The 20,791-nt window shown below is 67.7% G+C and carries 19 protein-coding genes and 1 pseudogene; 14 read left to right on the forward strand and 6 right to left on the reverse strand.

What is annotated here, in order from left to right:
• The first annotated feature begins 198 nt into the window (after positions 1-198).
• Both J2W23_RS15380 and J2W23_RS15385 read left to right on the forward strand, forming a co-directional pair.
• On the forward strand, positions 199-2,373 hold the full coding sequence (locus J2W23_RS15380; RefSeq protein WP_307649339.1) for a malate synthase G: 2,175 nt from the start codon (positions 199-201) through the stop codon (positions 2,371-2,373).
• A 131-nt stretch (positions 2,374-2,504) separates the two neighbouring features.
• Entirely contained in the window at positions 2,505-3,770 is a 1,266-nt protein-coding gene (locus J2W23_RS15385; protein WP_307649340.1) for an MFS transporter, read from the forward strand.
• A gap of 27 nt (positions 3,771-3,797) precedes the next feature.
• Here the strand turns inward: J2W23_RS15385 and J2W23_RS15390 are convergent, their stop codons facing one another.
• Positions 3,798-4,589: a hypothetical protein gene (locus J2W23_RS15390; protein WP_307649341.1), complete on the reverse strand. Its 792-nt coding sequence runs from the start codon at positions 4,587-4,589 to the stop codon at positions 3,798-3,800.
• Positions 4,582-4,809: a hypothetical protein gene (locus tag J2W23_RS15395; protein WP_307649342.1), complete on the reverse strand. Its 228-nt coding sequence runs from the start codon at positions 4,807-4,809 to the stop codon at positions 4,582-4,584. Before J2W23_RS15395 ends, J2W23_RS15390 begins: the two co-directional genes overlap by 8 nt.
• A gap of 471 nt (positions 4,810-5,280) precedes the next feature.
• Between J2W23_RS15395 and J2W23_RS15400 the strand changes: the two genes are divergently transcribed.
• Positions 5,281-5,787, forward strand: a complete 507-nt coding sequence (locus J2W23_RS15400) for a fasciclin domain-containing protein (protein WP_373423945.1) — start codon at positions 5,281-5,283, stop codon at positions 5,785-5,787.
• 33 nt (positions 5,788-5,820) lie between these two features.
• Here J2W23_RS15400 and J2W23_RS15405 read toward each other — a convergent pair whose 3' ends face one another.
• Positions 5,821-6,756, reverse strand: coding sequence for a LysR substrate-binding domain-containing protein (locus tag J2W23_RS15405; protein ID WP_307649343.1), 936 nt, complete (start codon positions 6,754-6,756; stop codon positions 5,821-5,823).
• Positions 6,757-6,838: 82 nt separating this feature from the next.
• On the opposite strand from J2W23_RS15405, the gene J2W23_RS15410 reads away from it, so the two are divergent.
• From J2W23_RS15410 to J2W23_RS15425, 4 genes are read left to right on the forward strand one after another with little or no spacing between them, the layout of a single operon-like run.
• Positions 6,839-7,162 (forward strand): DUF2917 domain-containing protein, encoded by a 324-nt coding sequence (locus J2W23_RS15410; protein WP_307649344.1) that lies wholly within the window; start codon positions 6,839-6,841, stop codon positions 7,160-7,162.
• 32 nt (positions 7,163-7,194) lie between these two features.
• Positions 7,195-7,998, forward strand: a complete 804-nt coding sequence (locus J2W23_RS15415) for an enoyl-CoA hydratase-related protein (RefSeq protein WP_307649345.1) — start codon at positions 7,195-7,197, stop codon at positions 7,996-7,998.
• 54 nt (positions 7,999-8,052) lie between these two features.
• A complete protein-coding gene (locus J2W23_RS15420; RefSeq protein ID WP_307649346.1) occupies positions 8,053-9,309 on the forward strand; it encodes a 6-phosphofructokinase in 1,257 nt (418 codons plus the stop codon).
• On the forward strand, positions 9,306-9,530 hold the full coding sequence (locus tag J2W23_RS15425; protein WP_307649347.1) for a cysteine-rich CWC family protein: 225 nt from the start codon (positions 9,306-9,308) through the stop codon (positions 9,528-9,530). Before J2W23_RS15420 ends, J2W23_RS15425 begins: the two co-directional genes overlap by 4 nt.
• Here the strand turns inward: J2W23_RS15425 and J2W23_RS15430 are convergent.
• Positions 9,521-10,834 carry a zinc-binding metallopeptidase family protein gene (locus tag J2W23_RS15430; protein ID WP_307649348.1) on the reverse strand — a complete coding sequence of 438 codons (1,314 nt, stop codon included), beginning with the start codon at positions 10,832-10,834 and terminating at the stop codon, positions 9,521-9,523. The two genes, J2W23_RS15425 and J2W23_RS15430, sit on opposite strands and share 10 nt — an antisense overlap.
• Before the next feature lie 132 nt (positions 10,835-10,966).
• Between J2W23_RS15430 and J2W23_RS15435 the strand changes: the two genes are divergently transcribed.
• The 5 genes and pseudogenes from J2W23_RS15435 to J2W23_RS15455 all read left to right on the forward strand — a co-directional run.
• Positions 10,967-12,478: a DHA2 family efflux MFS transporter permease subunit gene (locus J2W23_RS15435; RefSeq protein ID WP_307649349.1), complete on the forward strand. Its 1,512-nt coding sequence runs from the start codon at positions 10,967-10,969 to the stop codon at positions 12,476-12,478.
• 70 nt (positions 12,479-12,548) lie between these two features.
• Complete coding sequence (locus J2W23_RS15440; RefSeq protein ID WP_307649350.1) at positions 12,549-13,691, forward strand: ABC transporter substrate-binding protein; 1,143 nt, start codon at positions 12,549-12,551, stop codon at positions 13,689-13,691.
• Between the two features lie 76 nt (positions 13,692-13,767).
• Positions 13,768-14,535 (forward strand): class II glutamine amidotransferase, encoded by a 768-nt coding sequence (locus J2W23_RS15445; RefSeq protein ID WP_307649351.1) that lies wholly within the window; start codon positions 13,768-13,770, stop codon positions 14,533-14,535.
• Positions 14,536-14,650: 115 nt separating this feature from the next.
• On the forward strand, positions 14,651-16,879 hold the full coding sequence (locus J2W23_RS15450; RefSeq protein ID WP_373423938.1) for a TonB-dependent receptor: 2,229 nt from the start codon (positions 14,651-14,653) through the stop codon (positions 16,877-16,879).
• A pseudogene (locus J2W23_RS15455) lies at positions 16,879-17,094 on the forward strand (PepSY domain-containing protein); the annotation flags it as partial. The gene J2W23_RS15450 and the pseudogene J2W23_RS15455, both read left to right, overlap by 1 nt.
• On the opposite strand, the gene gshB reads toward J2W23_RS15455, so the two are convergent.
• Together gshB and J2W23_RS15465 are read right to left on the reverse strand one after the other, a co-directional pair.
• Positions 17,094-18,047, reverse strand: coding sequence for a glutathione synthase (gene gshB / locus J2W23_RS15460; RefSeq protein WP_307649353.1), 954 nt, complete (start codon positions 18,045-18,047; stop codon positions 17,094-17,096). The pseudogene J2W23_RS15455 and the gene gshB sit on opposite strands and share 1 nt — an antisense overlap.
• Positions 18,044-19,309 (reverse strand): benzoate/H(+) symporter BenE family transporter, encoded by a 1,266-nt coding sequence (locus J2W23_RS15465; RefSeq protein ID WP_307649354.1) that lies wholly within the window; start codon positions 19,307-19,309, stop codon positions 18,044-18,046. The genes gshB and J2W23_RS15465 overlap by 4 nt, the downstream gene beginning before the upstream one ends.
• Positions 19,310-19,415: 106 nt before the next feature.
• On the opposite strand from J2W23_RS15465, the gene J2W23_RS15470 reads away from it, so the two are divergent.
• On the forward strand, positions 19,416-19,829 hold the full coding sequence (locus J2W23_RS15470; protein WP_241027139.1) for a nuclear transport factor 2 family protein: 414 nt from the start codon (positions 19,416-19,418) through the stop codon (positions 19,827-19,829).
• A 10-nt stretch (positions 19,830-19,839) separates the two neighbouring features.
• Positions 19,840-20,763, forward strand: coding sequence for a polysaccharide deacetylase family protein (locus tag J2W23_RS15475; protein ID WP_307649355.1), 924 nt, complete (start codon positions 19,840-19,842; stop codon positions 20,761-20,763).
• The last annotated feature ends 28 nt before the right edge of the window (positions 20,764-20,791 follow it).

Here is a 20,791-nt window from a genome sequence, read left to right on the forward strand (position 1 = left end):
ATCCCGCACCCACAGCGCCTCTATCAGTGCCTACCCTTTGAGCAAAAAGCAGTGCTGAACAGCCATTACCCTCATTTTTGTCATTGATAAATCCCGCTTTCGGCTCTTACTCCTTCGTAAAGTATCGAATAAAGTTGACCTACGTCATTGCGACACCCACGTCTTTCGATTCCGTATTCCGATCTCCAGGAGAGAAAAATGACCGCCCGCACCACCGCCCACGGACTCCAGGTCGCGACCGAGCTCCACCGCTTCATCGAGGAAAAAGTCGTGCCCGCCACCGGCGTGGCCAGCGACGTCTTCTGGAAGGGCTTCGACGCCATCGTGAGCGACCTCGCGCCGAAGAACATCGCACTGCTCGCCGAGCGCGACCGCCTGCAGAGCGAGCTCGACGCCTGGCACAAGAAGAACCCCGGCCCGATCGCCGACATGCCGGCCTACCGCGCCTTCCTCGAGAAGATCGGCTACCTGCTGCCGCAGCCCAAGGGCGCGAAGGCCACGACCGCGAACGTCGACTCCGAACTCGCGCTGCAAGCCGGCCCGCAACTCGTGGTACCGATCCTGAATGCGCGCTACGCGCTCAACGCCGCCAACGCGCGCTGGGGCTCGCTGTACGACGCGCTCTACGGCACCGATGCCATCCCTGAAACCGACGGCGCCGAAAAGGGCAAGGGCTACAACCCGGTGCGCGGCGCCAAGGTCATCGAATTCGCGCGCAACGTGCTCGACCAGGCCGCGCCGCTGGCCAACGGCTCGCACAAGAACGCGACCGGCTACAGCGTGAAGGACGGCAAGCTCGTCGTTGCGCTGCAGAGCAGCAGCACCGGCTTGGCCGACCCCGCGCAGTTCATCGGTTACCAGGGCGATGCCGCGGCGCCGTCGTCGGTGCTGCTCAAGCACAACGGCATTCACCTGGACATCCGCATCGACCGCAGCACCGCCATCGGCAAGAGCGACGCGGCCGGCGTGAGCGACCTGGTGCTCGAAGCCGCGCTCTCGACCATCCTCGACCTGGAAGACTCGGTGGCCGTGGTCGATGCGGCCGACAAGGTCGTCGCGTACTCGAACTGGCTCGGCATCGTCGAAGGCACGCTGACGGAAGAAGTCGCCAAGGGCGGCAAGACCTTCACGCGCGGCCTGAACGCCGACCGCGAATACACCGGCGCCGACGGCCAACCCGTGAAGCTGCACGGCCGCTCGCTGATGTTCCTGCGCAATGTGGGCCACCTGATGACCAACCCGGCCATCCTGTACGCAGGCGGCAAGGAGATTCCGGAAGGCATCCTCGATGCCGTGGTGACCACCACCATCGCCACCATCGACTTGAAGCGCAAGGGCAACTCGCGCACCGGCAGCATCTACATCGTCAAGCCCAAGATGCACGGCCCGGCCGAAGTGGCCTTCGCGAGCGAACTGTTCGGCCGCGTCGAGCAACTGCTGGGCCTGCCCGCCAACACCGTCAAGCTCGGCATCATGGACGAGGAGCGCCGCACCAGCGTGAACCTCAAGGCCTGCATCGCCGAGGCCGCCGCGCGCGTGGCCTTCATCAACACCGGCTTCCTCGATCGCACCGGCGACGAGATGCACACCGCCATGCAGGGCGGCCCGATGATCCGCAAGGGCGACATGAAGTCCAGCGCGTGGATCGGCGCCTATGAAAAGAACAACGTGCTGGTCGGCCTGTCGTGCGGCCTGCGCGGCAAGGCGCAGATCGGCAAGGGCATGTGGGCCATGCCCGACCTCATGGCCGCGATGCTCGAGCAGAAGATCGGCCACCCCAAGGCCGGCGCCAACACCGCCTGGGTGCCCTCGCCCACCGCCGCCACGCTGCACGCGCTGCACTACCACCAGGTGAGCGTGACCGCGGTGCAGCAGGAGCTGGAGAAGATCGACGCGGATGCCGAGCGCGACAACATCCTGAACGCACTGCTGCAGGTGCCGATCGCGGCCGAAGCCAAGTGGACCGCCGAAGAGCGCCAGCAGGAAATCGACAACAACGTGCAGGGCATCCTCGGCTACGTGGTGCGCTGGATCGACCAGGGCGTGGGCTGCTCCAAGGTGCCCGACATCCACAACGTGGGCCTCATGGAAGACCGCGCGACATTGCGCATCTCGAGCCAGCACATCGCCAACTGGCTGCTGCACGGCGTGGTGACCAAGGCGCAGGTCGACGAGACCTTCCAGCGCATGGCCAAGGTGGTCGACGAGCAGAACGCGGGCGACGCGCTCTACCAGCCGATGGCCGGCAACTTCACGACGTCGGCGGCCTACAAGGCGGCGCAGGACCTGGTGTTCAAGGGCATCGAACAGCCGAGCGGCTACACCGAGCCGCTGCTGCATGCATGGCGTTTGAAGGTCAAGGGCGAGGCTTGATCCGCACCTTCCCGGCACCGCGCCGGGCTTGAGCGAACGAACGGCGCCCTCGGGCGCCGTTCTGCATGGCGGGCGGCATGCCATTAGCATTCGTGCCGCTCCCTTCTTCTTTCAGCGTCCTTCCCTCCCCGATGAACACGAACGCGGCATCGCCGTCCCCGCCGCGCTGGTCGACCTCCGCGGCGGCCATGCTCGTGGCCCTCGCCAGTGCCTTCGCGCTGAGCCAGGCTTTCCGCACCGTCGGCGCCATGATGGCCACGCCGCTCAGCAGCCACTTCGGCCTCACGCCCCAGCAACTGGGCACATGGGCGGGCACCTTTCACTTCATGTTCGGGATCATGCAGCTCGCGATGGGCGTGTCGATCGACATGTTCGGCGTGCGGCGCACGGTGCTCACCGCGTTTCCGCTCGCCATCGCAGGCGCCGCGTTGTGCGCGGTGGCGTCGAGCTTTCACATGCTGCTGCTCGGGCAGGCGCTGATCGGCGTCGGCTGCGCGCCGGCGTTCCTCGCCTGCACGGTGTTCATCGCAAGGCACTTCGATGCCTCGCGCTTCACCGCGATGTCGGGGCTGGTGATGAGCCTCGCGGGCATGGGCATTCTCTTCACCGGCACGCCGCTCGCGCTGCTGATCGAGGCCGCGTCATGGCGCGCCGGCTACACGGTGCTGGCCGCGTTCGCGGTGCTGTCGTGGATCGTCATCTTCTGGCGCGTGCGCGAACCCGCGCGCGCGGTGGACCTTGCGATGCAGCCCGCACCGGCGGAGCGGCAATCGCTGCGCAAGGCCGTGCGCGAACTGCTGCCGCTGTTCGCGATGCCGCACACGCTCGGCCTGCTGTGCTTTGCCTGCGTGTCGTACGCGGCCTTCATCACGCTGCGCGGCCTGTGGCTCGGGCCGGTGCTGCACGAGCGGCACGGCCTCTCGCTCGTCGCCAGTGGCAACGTGGCACTGGTGATGACGGTCACCGGCATGATCAGCCCGGCGCTCTTCGGCCGCCTCGACCCGGGGCCCGCGCGACGCACCCGTTGGATGATGGGCTGCGCCTCGGCCGGCGCATTGATGTTCGGCGCGATGGCATTCACGCATTCGGCCGCGATCGACATCGGCCTGCCGATCGTCTACGGGCTCATCTCGGGCTACAGCGTGCTGCAGTACGCGTACACAAAGAACGGCTACCCGGCGGCAATGACAGGGCGCGCGATGGCGCTGATGAACATGGCGATGTTCCTCGGCGTGTCGCTCATGCAATGGACGACCGGCGTGGCCGCGTCGTGGGGCGTGGCGCATGGCATCGAGCCGTTCCGCGCGGTGTTCCTTACCGTGGCGGGGATGCTGGCTGCAGGCACGCTCGCGTTCGCGCTACTGCCGCGTGCGCCGGTGCCTGCACGCTCGCACTGAGCGCACGAGAGGCTACGGGCCCATCGCTCAGGCATCGTCGCCAAGACGCGCCCGCACTTCGCGCCGGCCCAGTTGCCGCTTGGTGGCTGCATAGACATCGTTGCGTCCGTAGAGGCCGCAGTGGGTGGGCATGCCGGGGGCGGGGCGCCGTGCGGCGCCGCTGCGGGTGACGAGGCAACGACGCAGCACGTCGTAGCACTTCTCCTCCGGCTGCGTCGCGCCAGCCCTTGCAGGAAACTTCGCCAGCGTGATCTCGAACCAGCATCCATCGACGCGGTGCCATTGCGTGCTCTCGTCGATCACGTGATAGACCGCGTAGGGCTTGTCGCCACTCTGCTCGGCCCAGTTGCCATACCGCGCCCGTTGCGCCGCACGCGCCTCGCGCAGCCGCCGGTTGGGCAGCAGGATGCCGGTGAGCGGGTGCACGAACAGCTCGACATGCGAGGCTTCCTCGAGCGGCGCGCGGCCACCGCGTCCCCACCAGGATGCGCTGACCCATACCTGGCCATCGCGCATCACCGCGTCGCGCACGACGAACTGGTCGATGTGCTCGAAGATGTGCGCCTGCACCGTGCTGCGGCGGTCGATGCCGCTGCAGAGTTCCGTATACACCTTGTCCCATGGCCGGTGCACCTGCTTGTGCAGCCAGCGCTTGAGCGGCGCGAGGTTCTCGTTGAGCCACTTCGGGCGGTCGTAGCCGCGCTTCATGCCCAGGTGCGAACCGCGCTCGCGGCTGTTGCGAAAGCCGCGCCCGTCGCCCTGCACGCCGCCGCCGCGGCGGGGCCGCTCGACGATGACCTTGTCCATGTCGTCACGCATCGTCGCCTCCGCGTCCCACGCTGCGCGCAGCCTTCTGCAACGCCACCTTCTGCGCACGCCGCTCCGCGCGGTGCGTGCGCAGGTGGCGCCCCGCGCCCTGGCTGGATTCGCGGCGCGCCATCGCGGCCACCACGGGATTGCGAGGTGCCGCATTCGGCACCGAAAAATAGAACCGGCCCAGGCGCTTCTCGTCGTCGCGGGCCTTTCGTTGAGCACTCATGTGCGCACACTCCAAAAAAAAAGGCCCCGGCGAATGGCTGCGCGGGGCCTTTGTCGACAAGGCCTCGGCGGATGCATGGATGCACATCCGGCCGGGGCGGTCGGTGTGCGGGTCAGGTGTTCAGGAAACGGTTCATTGAATTGGTTGGTCGCCCGGGAGGTAGCAAGTCGCCAGGCGCGGTGAAAAGAAACTGTCGCTGAAAAACGAAGGGGGGATTCTGTCGAGCCCCTGCGCGACGCGCAAGCACCGCCTGCGACGCTGTGGCGCAAAGCCGACGCAAGGCCGACGCGATATCGCGCGGTGAATCCAGTTGCATCCGCCCTTCGTATTGATCTCAAGCGCATCGCGCCTCCGAGCTGTTGGCGGTTTCCACAGAGAACCTCGACAACCCTTTCTTTCCAGGAGACTTCCATGAAAAAACTCGTGATCGCAGTCGGCGTTTCGGTCCTGCTCGGCGCTTGCGCGGGCGGCATGGGCATGAGCGGCAGCGGCGCGTCGAACCCGATGGTCGGCGGCGCCGCGATGTACCCGACCAAGGACATCGTCGACAACGCCGTGAATTCGAAGGACCACACGACGCTGGTGGCCGCCGTGAAGGCCGCGGATCTGGTCGGCACGCTCAAGAGCACGGGTCCGTTCACCGTGTTCGCACCGACCAACGCGGCCTTTGCCGGGCTGCCGGCCGGCACGGTCGACACGCTGCTCAAGCCCGAGAACAAGCCCACGCTGACCAAGGTGCTGACCTACCACGTGGTGCCCGGCAAGATGGATGGCCCCGCGCTCATGAGCGCGATCAACGCGGGTGGCGGCAAGGCCGTGCTGAAGACCGCGAGCGGCGGCACGCTCACGGCCACGATGAGCGGCAGCAATGTGCTGGTGACCGATGCCAAGGGCGGCACGGCGACGGTGACGATCGCCAACGTGTACCAGTCGAACGGCGTGATCCACGTCGTGAACAAGGTGCTGCTGCCGGGTTGATCGCCCTCCCCTCGATGCAGCGGCGGAGCTTCGTCAGGCGCGCTGCGCAGCCTCGGCTTCGTCGCGCAGCCACTGCGCGAAGTCCTGCGCGTCGCGGTTGCCCGCGGCGCGCCTGGACATCTCGATGAAATAGCCGCGATGCGATGCCGCGCCCTCGCCGAGCGGCGCCACGAGACGTCCGTCGCGCACCAGTTCGCGCAGCAACGGCAAGCGCCCGATCACCACGCCCTGCCCCGCCACCGCGGCGGCCACCGCATCGGCGTACTGCGAGAAGCGCAGCGTGCTCTTCATGCGCAAGTCTTCCAGCCCCATCACCTTGAGCCACGGCTCCCAGTCGGTGGTCGGGGCTTCGCTGTGATCCGGGTATTCGATAGTGAGCAGCGTGAGCCTGGAAAAGTCCGACAGCTCCCGCAGCGACGCGGCGACTTGCGGCGCGCACAGCGGGACCACCGACTCTTCGAACAGCGCCGGCCCGACACCGCGGGCGATGGGGGCGAAGCGCACCGCGAGGTCGAGGCGGCCCACGTCCAGGTCGAGCACGTCGAGCGTGGCCGACAGGCGCACGTCGACCTGCGGATGCGTGCCGGTGAAGCGCGCCAGTTTCGGAATGAGCCAGAGCGACGCGAAACCCGGCGTGCAGGTGATCGCCACCTGCCGCGGCGCGGCGCTGGCGCGCACGCGGGCCGTGGCATCGCGCAGCCGCTCCAGGCTGTCGGTGACGGCGCGCTGCAGCACGCCGCCGGCCTCGGTGAGCGCCAGCGCGCGGTGGCGGCGCTCGAACAGCAGCACGCCCAGGCTGGCTTCCAGCTGCTGGATCTGCCGGCTCACCGCCGACTGGGTGAGGTGCAGTTCGCCGGCCGCCAGCGTGAAGCTGAGCTGGCGCGCGGCGGCCTCGAAACTGCGCAGCAGATCCAGCGGCGGGAGTTCGCCGCTCGGCGTTTTTGAGGGCTTCGCATTCTCTGAAGGCATGCAACGAGTTCCGAATGACCGCGTGTAAGTGGGAGGCCAACTCACTATATTCATTCGTATCCCGAATGCAATGGAGCTTGCCATGAGCACCCACCCGACCACCTCTTCCCGCTTCCACATCACCCTGCCGACACGCACCGTCTTTGCCGTGCCCGATGGCGCGGGCGTGGGCATCGAATGCCGCAGCGGCACCGTCTGGATCACGCTCGACCGCGATCCGCGCGACATCGTGCTGGAGGCCGGCGAGCGGTTCGACGGCACCGAGCACCGGCGCATTCTGGTGTCGGCGCTGACCGCGTCGTGCATCACGGTGTCGGATGCGCAGCCCGCCGCGATGCCCCTCGCAAAGCCGGCCCGTGCATGGTCGCCTTGGCGACTTCGCCCCCACGGGTTGTCCCCGGCTTGACCGGCGTGCCATCGGCATCGACCCTCGATGCCATGGACTCCCAAGCACTGATCCTCTACGAGCTGGCCGACGGCATCGCCACGCTCACGCTGAACCTGCCGGCCAAGCTGAACCCCATCGCGCGCGACCTGCAGATCGAGTTGCGCGACACGCTGGAGCGCATCCGTGACGACCGCGCAGTGCGCGCCGTGATCCTCACGGGCGCGGGCAAGGCGTTCTGCGTCGGCGCCGACCTGAGCGCGATGGCGCCCGGCGAAGAAGGCAAGTCGCTCGGCACGCAGACGGCCGAGTGGATGCAGGCGCTGAGCAATCCGCTGATCGAGACGTTGCGCACGCTGCCTGTTCCTGTTGTCGCTGCGGTGAACGGTCCGGCGGCCGGTGCGGGCGTCGGCCTTGCGCTGGCGGCGGACGTGACCATCGCCGCGCGCAGTGCGTACTTCTACCTCCCCTTCCTGCCCAAGCTCGGCATCGTGCCGGACCTCGGATGCACCTGGGCCATTCCGCGGCGTGCCGGCAAGGCGCGCGCGATGGGCATGGCGCTGCTCGACGAGCGCCTGAGCGCAGGCCGCGCGGTGCAGTGGGGCCTGATCTGGGCCTGCGCCGACGACGAGCAACTGATGGACGATGCGCGTGCGATCGCGCAGCGCCTCGCACGCCTGCCCACGCACGCGGTGATCGAGGCACGCGAAGCCTTCGAGGCCTCCGAACGCCACACGCTGAAGGAACAGCTGCACTACGAAAGCGAACGCCAGCGCGAGCTGATCGATCGCCCCAGCTTCCGCGAGGGCGTGAGCGCCTTCCTGCAGAAGCGGCCGCCCGCGTTCGAGAGCCGCTGACATCCTGACACCCGGCCACTGGCGCCTGTCATGGGGCTGCGGGAGAATGCCCGCATGCCCATCCTCAACGCCTTCTACGCCCAGTCGGGCGGCGTCACTTCGGTCATCAATGCGTCGGCCTGCGGCGTGATCGAGACGGCACGAAAACACCCCGACCGCATCGGCAAGCTCTATGCCGGACGCAACGGCATCATCGGCGCGCTGACAGAGGAGTTGATCGACACGGGTGCTGAATCCGCCAAAGCCATCGCGGCGCTGCGCACCACGCCTTCGGGCGCCTTCGGCTCGTGCCGCTACAAGCTCAAGTCGCTCGAGAAGAACCGCCGCGAATACGAGCGGCTGATCGAGGTGTTCAAGGCGCACGGCATCGGCTATTTCTTCTACAACGGCGGCGGCGATTCGGCCGACACCTGCTTCAAGGTGAGCCAGCTGTCGCAATCGCTCGGCTATCCGCTGCAGGCGATCCACGTGCCCAAGACCATCGACAACGACCTGCCGCTGACCGACTGCTGCCCTGGCTTCGGCTCGGTCGCGAAGTACGTGGCGGTGTCCACGATCGAGGCCTCGTTCGACGTGCGCTCGATGGCCGCCACCTCGACCAAGGTGTTCGTGCTCGAGGTGATGGGGCGGCATGCGGGGTGGATCGCCGCGGCGGGCGGGCTTGCCGCGGACCAGGGCATTCCGGTGGTGGTGCTGTTCCCCGAGATCGAGTTCGACAAGCCGCGCTTTCTCGCGCGTGTCGATGAATTGGTGAAGCAGCACGGCTACTGCTCGGTCGTGGTGTCCGAGGGCTGCCATTACCCCGACGGCACCTTCCTCGCGGAGCAAGGCACGCGCGATGCGTTCGGGCATGCGCAACTCGGTGGCGCGGCGCCCGTGGTGGCGCAGATGATCAAGGACGCGCACGGCCACAAGTTCCACTGGGCCGTGGCCGACTACCTGCAACGCGCGGCGCGGCACATCGCCTCGGCCACCGACGTGAAGCAGGCCTACGAGCTGGGGCAGCGCGCGGTCGAGCTTGCGCTCGAAGGCCGCAACGCGGTGATGCCGACGATCGAGCGCACCTCCGACGCGCCCTATGCGTACACCCTCGGCAGCGCGCCGCTCGAATCGGTGGCCAATGTCGAGAAGCCGATGCCGCGCGATTTCATCTCGGACGACGGCTACGGCATCACCGAGAAATGCCGGCGCTACCTGTTGCCGCTGATCGAGGGCGAGGACTACCCCGTCTACCGCGACGGGCTGCCGGTCTACGTCACGCTGCAGAACCTCGCGGTGACGAAGAAGCTGCCGGCTTTCGAACTCGCATGACGACCACCCCTGCGGTCATCGACGCCTCGCGCTGCCCGCTGTGCGGCGAGTCGAACCGCTGCGCAATGGAAGTCGAACGCGAGACGGGCCAGGCGCAGCCGCCCTGCTGGTGCATGCAGGCCGACTTCAGCAAAGCGCCGCTTGCCGCGCTGCCGGAGTCGATGCGCGGCCTCGCCTGTATCTGCGCGCGCTGCGCCGCGGGGACACCGCCTCAGGACTGAACGCCGCCCTGGGATTGCGACTGCGACTGCGACTGCACCTGCTCGGGTGCAGTCTCGACGGACTCGGGCGCCGCCACATCGCTGGCCACCACCATCGTCGGCGCTGACCCGGCCCGCTGCTCGGTGATCACGCGGTGGATGAACTGCAGCTTGCCCACCGCCGCGCGCGGCAGCACGAAGGGGTAGTAGTCGGGCTGTCCCATGCTGCGCGACAGCTCGTTGAGCACGTTGGTCAGCAGCACCCAGCCGTTGATGAAATCGAGGAAGGTCGCGGCATCGGGATGGTCGGGCTGCCAGAGGTCGGCGGCGGTGAAGAGGTCGCTCGTCAGTTCGACGTTGGTCGCATCGACGCCGAAGCTCATCGCGGTGTCCGCGGTGTCGGCCATGTGCAGGTAGTGGGCCCAGGTCTCGGCCCAGTCTTCCCATGGGTGGGTGCTCGCGTAGCTGCTCACGAAGCGGTCGGCCCAGTCGGGTGGCGGGCCCTGCTCGTAGTGCGTCTGCAGCGCGGCAGCGTAGTCGGCGCGGTCGTCGCCGAAGAGCGCGCGGAAGTCGTCGATCCACGGCGTGGGCAGCACCAGCAGGTCCCAGTAGTAGTGGCCGATCTCGTGGCGGAAGTGGCCGAGCAGCGTGCGATAGGGCTCGCGCATCTCGGCGCGGATGCGTTCGCGCACCGCGTCTTCGGCCTCCTCGGCGTTGAGGGTGATCACGCCGTGCTCGTGACCGGTCATGACATGCGGACCGCCGGGCATGTTGCTGAGGAAGTCGAACGCGAGGCCGTGCACCGGATCGGCATGCCGGCTCACCACCGGCAGGCCGAGCGCGAGCAGTTGCGAAATGAGCCGGCGCTTTGCTTGTTCGAGCTTGCGCCAGAGCTCACCGTTGGTCTCCACCGAGAGATCGGGAATGGTGCGGGTGACGCTGCACGCGAGGCAGTAGCCGGGCGCGAGGCCCTGCGTGTCGGCGGGAATGGTCTCGCCTTCGCGCGGCACCGCCACCATCCAGCTGCAGGCGGCCGGCGTCATGAGGTTCGCGCAGCGGTGGTAGGTCTTGCCGTGCGGATCGCCGAACACGGTGAAGGTGTCGGGCAGCGCGCCCCCGCCTTCGGCCGGCGCCAGCGGCATCACGCCGAGGCGGTCGATCACGTAGCCGAGCGGCGTGTGGCAGGCCAGGCATTCGCTGTTGCGCAGGAAGACGGGACGGCCGCACTGGCAGCGGTAGGCGCGGCTGACGGTGGGCGCGGCGAGCTCGGTCGCGAGCGTGGGGGCGGCCTGTTCGTTGACGGGGTCGTTGATCGGGGAATCCATGGAGTGCTCTTCTTCTTGCGCATGACGCGGAGGGGACAGCCGCTGCATTGTGCGACCGCCTGCCACGGCCTTCGCCGAGCAAACACCGATATGCTTGTAGGACGACGGACCCCCGAGACATTCCGCCGCCCCATGACCTCCCCACCCCCGCCCGAAGCCGCGCCCACGCCGGCTCCGCCCTCCATGGGCACCCTGCGCGAACGCTATGGCGAGCGCTACCGCTGGTATCTGCTGCTGTCGGTGATGGTGGGGACGATGGCATCGATCATGTCGTCGACCATCGTCAACGTGGCCATCCCCGGCATGAGCCATCACTTCTCGCTCGGCCAGGAGCGTGCGCAATGGGTGAGCTCAGGCTTCATGGTGGCGATGACGGTCTCGATGCTCACCACGCCGTGGCTGCTGTCGCGCTACGGCTACCGGCGCACTTATGTCGGCACGATGGTGCTGCTGCTCGTGGGCGGCATCGTGGGCGGGCTGGCCAACAACTTCTCGCTGGTGCTGTTCGCGCGCGTGGCCGAAGGGCTCGCGGCGGGCGTGGTGCAGCCCATTCCGGCCATCATCATCCTGCGCGCCTTCGAGCCGCATGAGCAGGGACGCGCGAGCGGCATCTTCGGCATGGGCGTGGTGCTCGCGCCGGCCATCGGGCCGAGCATCGGCGGGGTGCTGGTCGACCTGTTCGGCTGGCGCTCGATCTTCTTCATGGTGGTGCCGTTCTGCCTCGCCTCGATCTGGCTGGCCTACAAGTTCGTGCCGAAGACAGCGCCGGGCGGCGTGGCCGCGGTGCGCGGCGGCGGGCTCGATGCGCGCGGCCTCGCGTTGGGCACGGTCGGCACGCTGTGCCTCTTGAACGGGCTGGTCGAGCTGCGCGGCGATTCGCCGCTGCAGGCCGCGCTGCTGCTGGCCGGTGCGCTGGTTTCTTTCGTTGCCTTCATCTGGTGGCAGCGCCGGCTCGCCGCCTCGGGCGGCACGCCGCTGATGAACCTCGCGCTCTTCCAGTACCGGCAGTTCGCGATGGGCAGCGTGGTCGCCTTCATCTACGGCACGGCACTGTTCGGCTCGACCTATCTGCTGCCGGTGTACATGCAGGTGGGGCTGAGCCTGTCGGCCTCGCACGTCGGCACCATTCTTCTGCCGGCCGGCATCGTGCTGGCCGTGACCATCGCGGGCGTGGGCCGGCTGGCCGACCGGCATCCGACCTGGGTGCTGGTGACCATCGGCCTCGCGCTGCTTGCTGCCTCGTTCGCGCTGATGATGGTGCTCAGGCTCGACAGCGCGCTGTGGCTCCTGGTGGCGTTCGCGATCATCGGGCGCATCGGGCTGGGGTTCATCCTGCCCTCGCTCAACCTGGGTTCGATGCGGCCGCTGGCCAAGCCGCTGATTCCGCAGGGCGCGAGCGCCATCAACTTCGTGCGCATGCTGGGCGGCGCGGCCGGCGTGAGCCTGTGCGCGATCGTGCTGGAGTGGCGTCTTGCCGCGCATGGCGATTCGCTGACGAACCCGGTGAGCAGCCCGGCGCGGCTGGCTGCCTTCGACGAGGTCTTTGCCATGTTGGCGGGGCTGTGCGCATTGGCCATCTGCGCGGCGTGGCAACTGCGCGAGGGTCCGAAGCAGCCAGACGGGACAGCACGCAACACGGGGTAAACACCGGCGGACCTGGAAGGCGCTTTCGCTTTCAATTGTTATCAGTTGTATCTGATAACGAAACGGTTCCATGCATCGCAGAAATTTCATTGCCGCCTCGGCTGCGGCAGCGGCCGGACTCGGCCCTCTTTCCTTTCCGGCCCATGCCGCCGAGAGCGGCGTCACCGACAGCGAGATCGTCCTCGGCCACACCGGCATCCTGAGCGGCCCGCTCGGCGTGCCGGTCAAGGTGGTGATGGCCGGCGCCGGGCTGGCCTTCGATGCGGTCAATGCGCAGGGCGGGCTGTCGGGTCGCAAGATCCGGGTCGTGTCGCTCGACGACGAGCTCAAGCCCGAGAAGGCCCTCGCCAACTACGAGAAGCTGCTGGCCGAGCACCGTGTCTTCGCGTTCTTCGGCTGCGTGGGCTCGGGCACCACCGCCGCGGGCGCCAAGGTGGTCAACCAGAGCGGCGCACCGACGGTGGGCGGCTATGCGGTGTCGGATTCGGCCCGCGAGAAGATGGGCGGCGCCGGCTACTTCGTGCGCGCCACCTTCGCGCGCGAGGCCCAGGCGCTGGTGCAGCACCTGACGACGATCGGTGTCTCGCGGATCGCGGTGGCGTACCTGGACAACCCCGGCGGCGCGGAAGTGGCCAAGCTGGTCGAAGCCGCGCTGGACACGCTCAAGCTGAAGCCTGAGGCGGCGGTGGCGGTCAAGGGCGACGGCACGACCAACGAGGCGTCCGGCAAGGCGCTGGCCGACAGCAAGGCGCAGGCCGTGGTCATGTACCTGGGCGGCGGCATCGGCGGCGAGGTGATGAAAGCCGCCTGGGCCGCTGGCGGGCGCCAGATGTTCTACGGCATGTCGATCGTGCCGGGCGACGTCACCGCCAGGCTCGTGGGCGACAAGACCAGCGGGTTGGCCATCTCGCAGATCGTGCCGTACCCCTGGAGCGAGGTCGACGCCACCGCGCGCGAATTCCGCCAGCTGGCCGAGCGCGCCAAGGTGGACCTGGGCTACCTGAGCTACGAGGGTTATGTGAACGCGCTCGTGATGATCGAAGGCCTGCGCCGCACCGGCCGCGACCTGACGCGCGCGAAGCTGCACACGGCGCTGAAGGCGATGAAGCTGCGCATCGGCGGCATGGAGATCGACTTCACCGGCGCGAGCAACACGGGCTCGCGCTTCATCGAGATGGTGCGCGTGACGAAGGAAGGCAAGTTCATCCGCTAGCTGCAACAACAGCCGCACGGTCGGGTAAGCGGCGCGGCGGGCGAAGGCCGGCGGGAATCGCGGTCTAATCGCCCCTATGTGTCAATTGCTAGGGATGAACTGCAACACGCCGACCGACGTGACCTTCAGCTTCACGGGGTTCGCGCAGCGCGGTGGTCGCACCGACCACCACGCCGACGGCTGGGGCATCGCGTTCTTCGAGGACCGGGGCCTGCGCCATTTCGTCGATCACCAGCCGGCCTGTGAATCGCCGGTGGCGGAGCTGATCAGGCGCTACCCGATCCAGAGCCGCAACGTCATCGCACACATCCGCAAGGCCACGCAGGGCGAGGTCAACCTGCAGAACTGCCACCCGTTCGTGCGCGAGCTGTGGGGGCGCTACTGGGTGTTCGCCCACAACGGCGACCTGAAGGACTTTCGGCCGCGCCTGCATGGCAACTTCCATCCCGTGGGCAACACCGACAGCGAGCACGCCTTCTGCTGGCTGATGCAGGAGCTGGCGAAGTCGCATGCGGGCGTGCCGAGCATCGAAGAGCTGACGCTCACCCTGCGTGAACTGGCGCCGCAGCTCGCGAACCACGGCACCTTCAACTTCATGCTGTCGAACGGGCAGGCGCTGTGGGCGCATGCGTCGACCAACCTCTGGTACGTGGAGCGGCGGCATCCGTTCGTGACGGCGCAGCTGTCCGACGAAGACCTGGAGATCGACTTCGCCCAGCACACCACGCCGACCGACCGCGTGGCCGTGGTGGTGACCACGCCACTCACGACGAACGAAACCTGGACACAGTTCGCACCGGGCGAACTGCATGTGTTCGTGGACGGGCAGCGCTCGGTCGGCTGAGGTTTCAACGAAACCTTTTGACTGACACTTTTTTGCAACAGCGCAAGAAAGTATCGATGGCGGGCATTCTCGGGAGAATAATAACGGTTCTCATTTGCACCCCATCGGACCGTTCATGCCCGCAGCCTTCTCCCTTCGCCTTCGCCCGACCGTGGCGGCCTCGCTCCTTGCCCTCCACGCTCTAGGCGCCATGGCGCAGACCCCGGCTGCAGAGCCCGCCGCATCGAGCGGCACGCTGGCCACCGTCAACGTCGAGGCCAGCGCCGACGCCTCCGCCGAAGGCCTGACCAAGCCCTACGCCGGCGGCCAGGTGGCACGCGGCGGGCGGGTCGGCATCCTGGGCAACCAGGACATGATGAGCACGCCGTTCTCGAGCACCAACTACACCAACGAACTGATCCAGGACCAGCAGGCCAAGAGCGTCGCCGACGTGCTGCTCAACGATCCGTCGGTGCGCCAGGCGCGCGGCTTCGGCAACTTCCAGGAGCTCTACGTGGTGCGCGGCTTCCCCGTGTACTCCGACGACGTGGCGTACAACGGTCTCTACGGCATGCTGCCGCGCCAGTACATCGCCTCCGAATTCTTCGAGCGCGTGGAAGTGTTCCGCGGTGCCAACTCTTTCCTGAACGGTGCCGCGCCCGGCGGCAGCGGCATCGGCGGCGCGATCAACCTGCTGCCCAAGCGCGCGCCCAACGAGCCGCTCACCCGCGTCGGCTTCGGCGTGCAGAGCGGCGGCCAGGGCTTCGTGAACCTCGACCTGGCACGCCGCTTCGGCCCCGACGACAGCCTGGGCGTTCGCGTGAACGCCGTGCGCCGCGAAGGCGGCACGGGCGTGTTCAAAGAGAGCCAGCAGCTGAGCGCCTTCGGCGTCGGCCTCGACTGGCACAGCCGCAACGTGCGCCTGTCGGCCGACTTCGGCTACCAGGACTACGACCTGAAGGACGGCCGCCCGAGCCTCACGCCCTCCTCGAGCCTGCCGATCCCGCGCGTGCCCGACGCCAAGTCCAACTTCGCCCAGTCCTGGACCTATTCGAAGGAAAAGGACAAGTTCGCCACCTTCCGCGGCGAAGTCGACATCACCGACAACATCACGGCCTGGGCCGCCGGCGGCGTGCGTCGCAGCGACGAAGACAACGTGCTGTCGAACCCGGCCCTCGTCAATTCGTTTGGCAACACAAGCAACACGCGCTTCAGCAACACCCGCAAGGACCGCATCGGCACCGCCGAGATCGGCGTGCGCGGCAACTTCACCACCGGGCCCGTGAAGCACACCGTGGTGGCCTCGGCCACCACTTACAGCAACGACCGCGACAACGCCTACGCGATCTCTTCGGGCAGCGTGCGCAACAACATCTATGCGCCCTTCTTTTCGCCCTATCCTGTCGCCAACGGCACCGGCGGCTTCGTGGGCAACCGGCTGGAAGACCCGCGCCTGACCGACAAGATCGACACCTCGAGCGTCGCTGTCGCCGACACCATGTCCTTCATGGAAGACCGCCTGCTGGTCACGCTCGGCGCGCGCCGCCAGACCATCAAGCAGACCAGCTTCGCCTACAACACGCTCAAGGAAACCAGCGCCTACGACAAGAGCAAGACCACGCCGGTGGCGGGTGTCGTGTTCAAGATCACGCCGACCGTGTCGGCCTATGCCAACTACATCGAAGCCCTCGTCCAGGGCAAGGTGGCCCCCGCCACGGCGAACAATCGCCCGGTCGCCAATGGCGGCGAAGTCTTCGCGCCCTACCAGGCCAAGCAGAAGGAAATCGGCATCAAGTACGACGGGGGCTCGCTGGGCGCGAGCGCGGCGTTCTTCACGATCGACCAGCCCGTCTACCAATACGCGGACCAGTCCGCGGGCCAGGTCTACGGCCTGTACGGCAAGCAGCGCAACCAGGGCCTCGAGTTCTCGGTGTTCGGCGAGCCCATGAAGGGCCTGCGCATCCTCGGCGGCCTGACGCTGCTCGATGCCAAGCAGAAGAACACCCAAGGCGGCGCCACCGACGGCCTCACCGCCATCGGCGTGGCCAAGCAGCAGGCCAACCTCGGCGCCGAGTGGGATGTGCCGGGTGTGCGCAACCTGTCGCTGAATGCGCGCCTGCTGTACACCTCCAAGCAGTACGCCAACGCCACCAACACCCAGCAGATCCCGGGCTGGACCCGCTTCGACCTCGGCGCGCGCTACCTGGTGGACCTGGGCAACGGCCGTGCGCTCACGCTGCGCGCGCGCATCGACAACCTTTTCAACAAGTCGTACTGGGCTTCGGTGGGCGGCACGCAGGGCTCCAACTACCTGGTGATGGGCGCACCGCGCACCTTCGCGGTGAGCGGCACCATCGACTTCTGATGGGCGCCTTCGCGACCGCCATCCACCGTTGGGCGGGCCTGGCGGTCGCGCTGTTCCTCAGCGTCTCGGGCCTGACCGGTGCCGTCATCTCGTGGGACCACGAGATCGACGGCTGGCTCAACCGCAAGCTCCACGACACGCCAAGCCGCGGTCCCTTCAAGGACCCGTTCGAGCTGGCCGCCGCGGTCGAGGCACACGACCCGCGCGCACGGGTTCAGGCAGGACGCAGGGTTTTCTCCAGCGCGTCGATGAACATCTTCGGCACGTCGAAGCCGGTCTGTTCGGTGATTTCCTGAAAGCAGGTCGGGCTGGTCACGTTGATCTCGGTGACCGAGTCGCCGATCACGTCGAGCCCGATCAACAGCAGCCCGCGCGGCGCGAGCACCTTGCCGATCGCCTCGGCGATCTCGCGGTTGCGCGCGGTCAGCGGCTGCGCCACGCCCTTGCCGCCCGCCGCCAGGTTGCCGCGCACCTCGGTGCCCTGCGGAATGCGCGCCAGCACGAAGGGCGCCGGCTCGCCCGCGATGATCAGGATGCGCTTGTCGCCCTGCACGACCTCGGGCACGAAGCGCTGCACCATGATCGTCTCGGTGCCGTCCTTGTTGAGCGTCTCGACGATGGAACCCAGGTTCAGCGCGTCCTGCTTCACGCGGAAGATGCCCATGCCGCCCATGCCGTCGAGCGGCTTGAGGATGATGTCGCCGTGCTCCGCATGGAAGTCGCGCACGGCCTGCGCGCTGCGGGTAACCAGCGTGGGCGTCACGAACTGCGGAAACTCCATGATCGCGAGCTTCTCGGGGTGATCGCGCAGCGCGCGCGGCGAATTGACCACCTGCGCGCCCTCGCGCTCGGCCTGCTGCAAGAGGTGCGTCGAATAGATGTACTCGGCGTCGAAGGGCGGGTCCTTGCGCATCAGCACCGCGTCGAAGTCCTTGAGCGCCTTCGATTCGGTGATGTCGACCGTGTACCAATCCTTGGCGTCGCCCGTCAGCGTGATCTGCTGCACCGTCGCGGTGACCAGCCCGCCCGACTTCCACTGGATGTCCTGCGGCAGGCACGCCGCGATGCGATGGCCGCGCCGCTGGGCCTCGCGCATCATCGAGAAGGTGGTGTCCTTGTAGATCTTGAAGTGATCGAGCGGGTCGGCGACGAAGAGGATGTTTTTCACGAGACGTTCTTTCCGGCGCCGGATGCGGCGGCCACGTTGGTTTCTGGGGCGATGTTGCCGGAAGCGGCCATCTCCTTGCCGACAGGGGCTTTTTGCTTCCACCCCACCTGCTGCACGGCCAACGCCACCGCCCCGGCCACCACGCCCCAGAAGGCCGAGCCGATGCCCGCCAGCGTGACGCCCGAGAGCGTGACCAGGAAGGTGATCAGCGCCGCCTCGCGGTGCGATTCGTCGCGCACCGCGGCCGCGAGCCCGCCGCCGATGGTGCCCAGCAGGGCAAGGCCCGCGATGGCCGCGACCAGCTCCTTCGGAAATGCAGTGAGCAGCCCCGTGACCGCCGCGCCGAAGAGCCCGATCACCACGTAGATCGCGCCGCAGCTCACGGTCGCGGTGTAGCGCCGCGCCGGGTCTTCATGGGCTTCGCGGCCCATGCACATGGCGGCCGTGATGGCGCTCAGGTTCAGCGCGAAGGCGCCGAAGGGCGCGAGCACCAGCGTCGCGATGCCGCTGATGGTGATGAGCTTGCTCACCGGCAGGTCGCTGTAGCCGCTCGCGCGGATCGCCGCCACGCCGGGGAGGTTCTGCGAAGCCATCGTCACGACGAAGAGCGGCAGCGCCAGGCTCACGACGGCCTGCCAGCTGAAGACCGGCATCGTGAACACCGGCCAGGTGAGCGAAAAATGCACCGACGACCACGCCAGCTCGCCGCGCGCCGCCACGAAGACGATGGCCACGAGCAGCGTGAGCGGCACCGCGTAGCGCGGCAGCATCCGCTTGGCGATGAGATAGGTGACGAGCATCAGCAGCACCAGCGGCAGGGCGGTCTGCGCCGCGACGAAAGCCGAAATGCCGAAGCGCGCCAGCACGCCGGCCAGCAGCGCCGAGGCGATGGCCATCGGAATTTTGTTCATCACGCGCTCGAACCAGCCGGTGGCACCGGCCAGCACGATCAGCACCGCGCAGACGATGAAGGCGCCCACCGCCTCGCCCATGCTGTAGCCCACGCCCGCGACCGCCAGCACCGCGGCGCCCGGCGTGCTCCAGGCAATCATCACCGGCTTCTTCCACCAGAGCGACGGCAGCACCGAGGCCAGCCCCATGCCGATGCCCAGCGCCCACATCCACGAGGCTGCCATTTCGGGCGTGGCGCCGAAAGCCTGCGCGGCCTGGAACACGATGGCCACGGAACTCGTGAAACCCACGAGCACGGCGACGAAACCCGCGGTGAAAGCCGAAAGGCTCAGGTCCTTGAAAAATGACATCGGGCGATTGTGCCGGGAGCCCAAGCGCCCCGTTGGGGCCCGTTCGGCACAGGAATTGCGGAGATTTCGGGCCACGCACCGCCGTGGCCCAACGATGGAGACCCCCATGAACACTTCAGCCCCACTCGACCCCGCCGCGGTCGTCGACGAATTCCTCCGGCTCGTGATGATCCCCGACCCGCAATCGGCCTCGCGCTTCACCGCGCCCGACATCCGCATCCGCTTCACCGGCAACCGCGCGATGCACGCGCCCGGCGACACCTCGGCCTTCAATGCCAAGCGCTACGCCTGGGTCAAGAAGAAGATCGAGCGCACCGAAACGGTGGCCGGCGGCACGCCCGAAGCGACCGTGGTCTACAGCCTGGGCACGCTCTACGGCGCCTGGCCCGACGGCACAGCCTTCGAAGGCAACCGGTACGTCGACCGCTATGTGGTGAGCCACGGCCTCATCGTGCAGATGGACGTGTGGAACGACAGCGCCGAGTGGCTGCTGGTGCGCGCCGGCCTCGCGGTGCTGTGAGGCGAGGCGCATGACGACACGCTGGCCCGACCTGCTGCCCTCGCACGATCGCTTCGACTACCGGCCGATCACGCGGCGCCCCGACTACGCTTGGCCGAACGGCGCGCGGCTGGCGGTGTACCTCGGTTTCAACATCGAGCACTTCGCCTTCGGCGACGGCCTGGGCGCCTGCATCGGCCCGGCCTCGCCGCAGCCCGATGTGCTGAACCATGGTTGGCGCGAGTACGGCAACCGCGTGGGCGCGTGGCGCTGTCTCGAACTGTTCGATGCGCTGGCGCTGCCGACCGGCGCGCTCATCAACACCGCGCTCTACGACCACTGCCCGGAGCTGGTCGAGGCTTGCGTGGCGCGCGGCGACGAACTGATCGGGCACGGCCACAGCAATGCGGAACGCCAGGGTGCGTTCGACGAAGAACACGAGCGCGCCTTGCTCTTGCGCTGCCGCGAACGCATGCTGCGCGAAAGCGGAAAGGCGCCCGCAGGCTGGCTGTCGCCGTGGATCTCGGAGAGTGCCGTCACGCCCGACCTGTTGGGCGAAACCGGCTACGGCTACACGCTCAACTGGTGCCACGACGACCAGCCGGTGCGCATGCGCACACGCAATGACGGCTCGATCTGGTCGGTGCCGTATCCGCAGGAGCTCAACGACATCCCGATGATCGTGGGCCGCCTGATGGACGCAAAGGATTTCAGCGCGATGGTGGTCGACAACTTCGAGGAGATGCGGGAGCAGTCGCGTGCGCAACCGTTGGTGATGGGGCTGGCGCTGCATCCGTACATCGTGGGCCAGCCGTACCGGCTGCGGCACCTGCGCACGGCGCTCGCGCACTTGGCACGTGCGCGGGACCGGGGGGAGATCTGGTTCACGACGCCCGGGGCGATCGCGGCGCACATGACGCAGCTTGCGGCGGAGCGGGCCGGAGACTTCGATTGAGTGAATGAAGGAGCCATCGCTCCTTCAT

This window comes from Variovorax boronicumulans (genome assembly GCF_030812215.1).
GTDB lineage: Bacteria > Pseudomonadota > Gammaproteobacteria > Burkholderiales > Burkholderiaceae_C > Variovorax > Variovorax boronicumulans_C.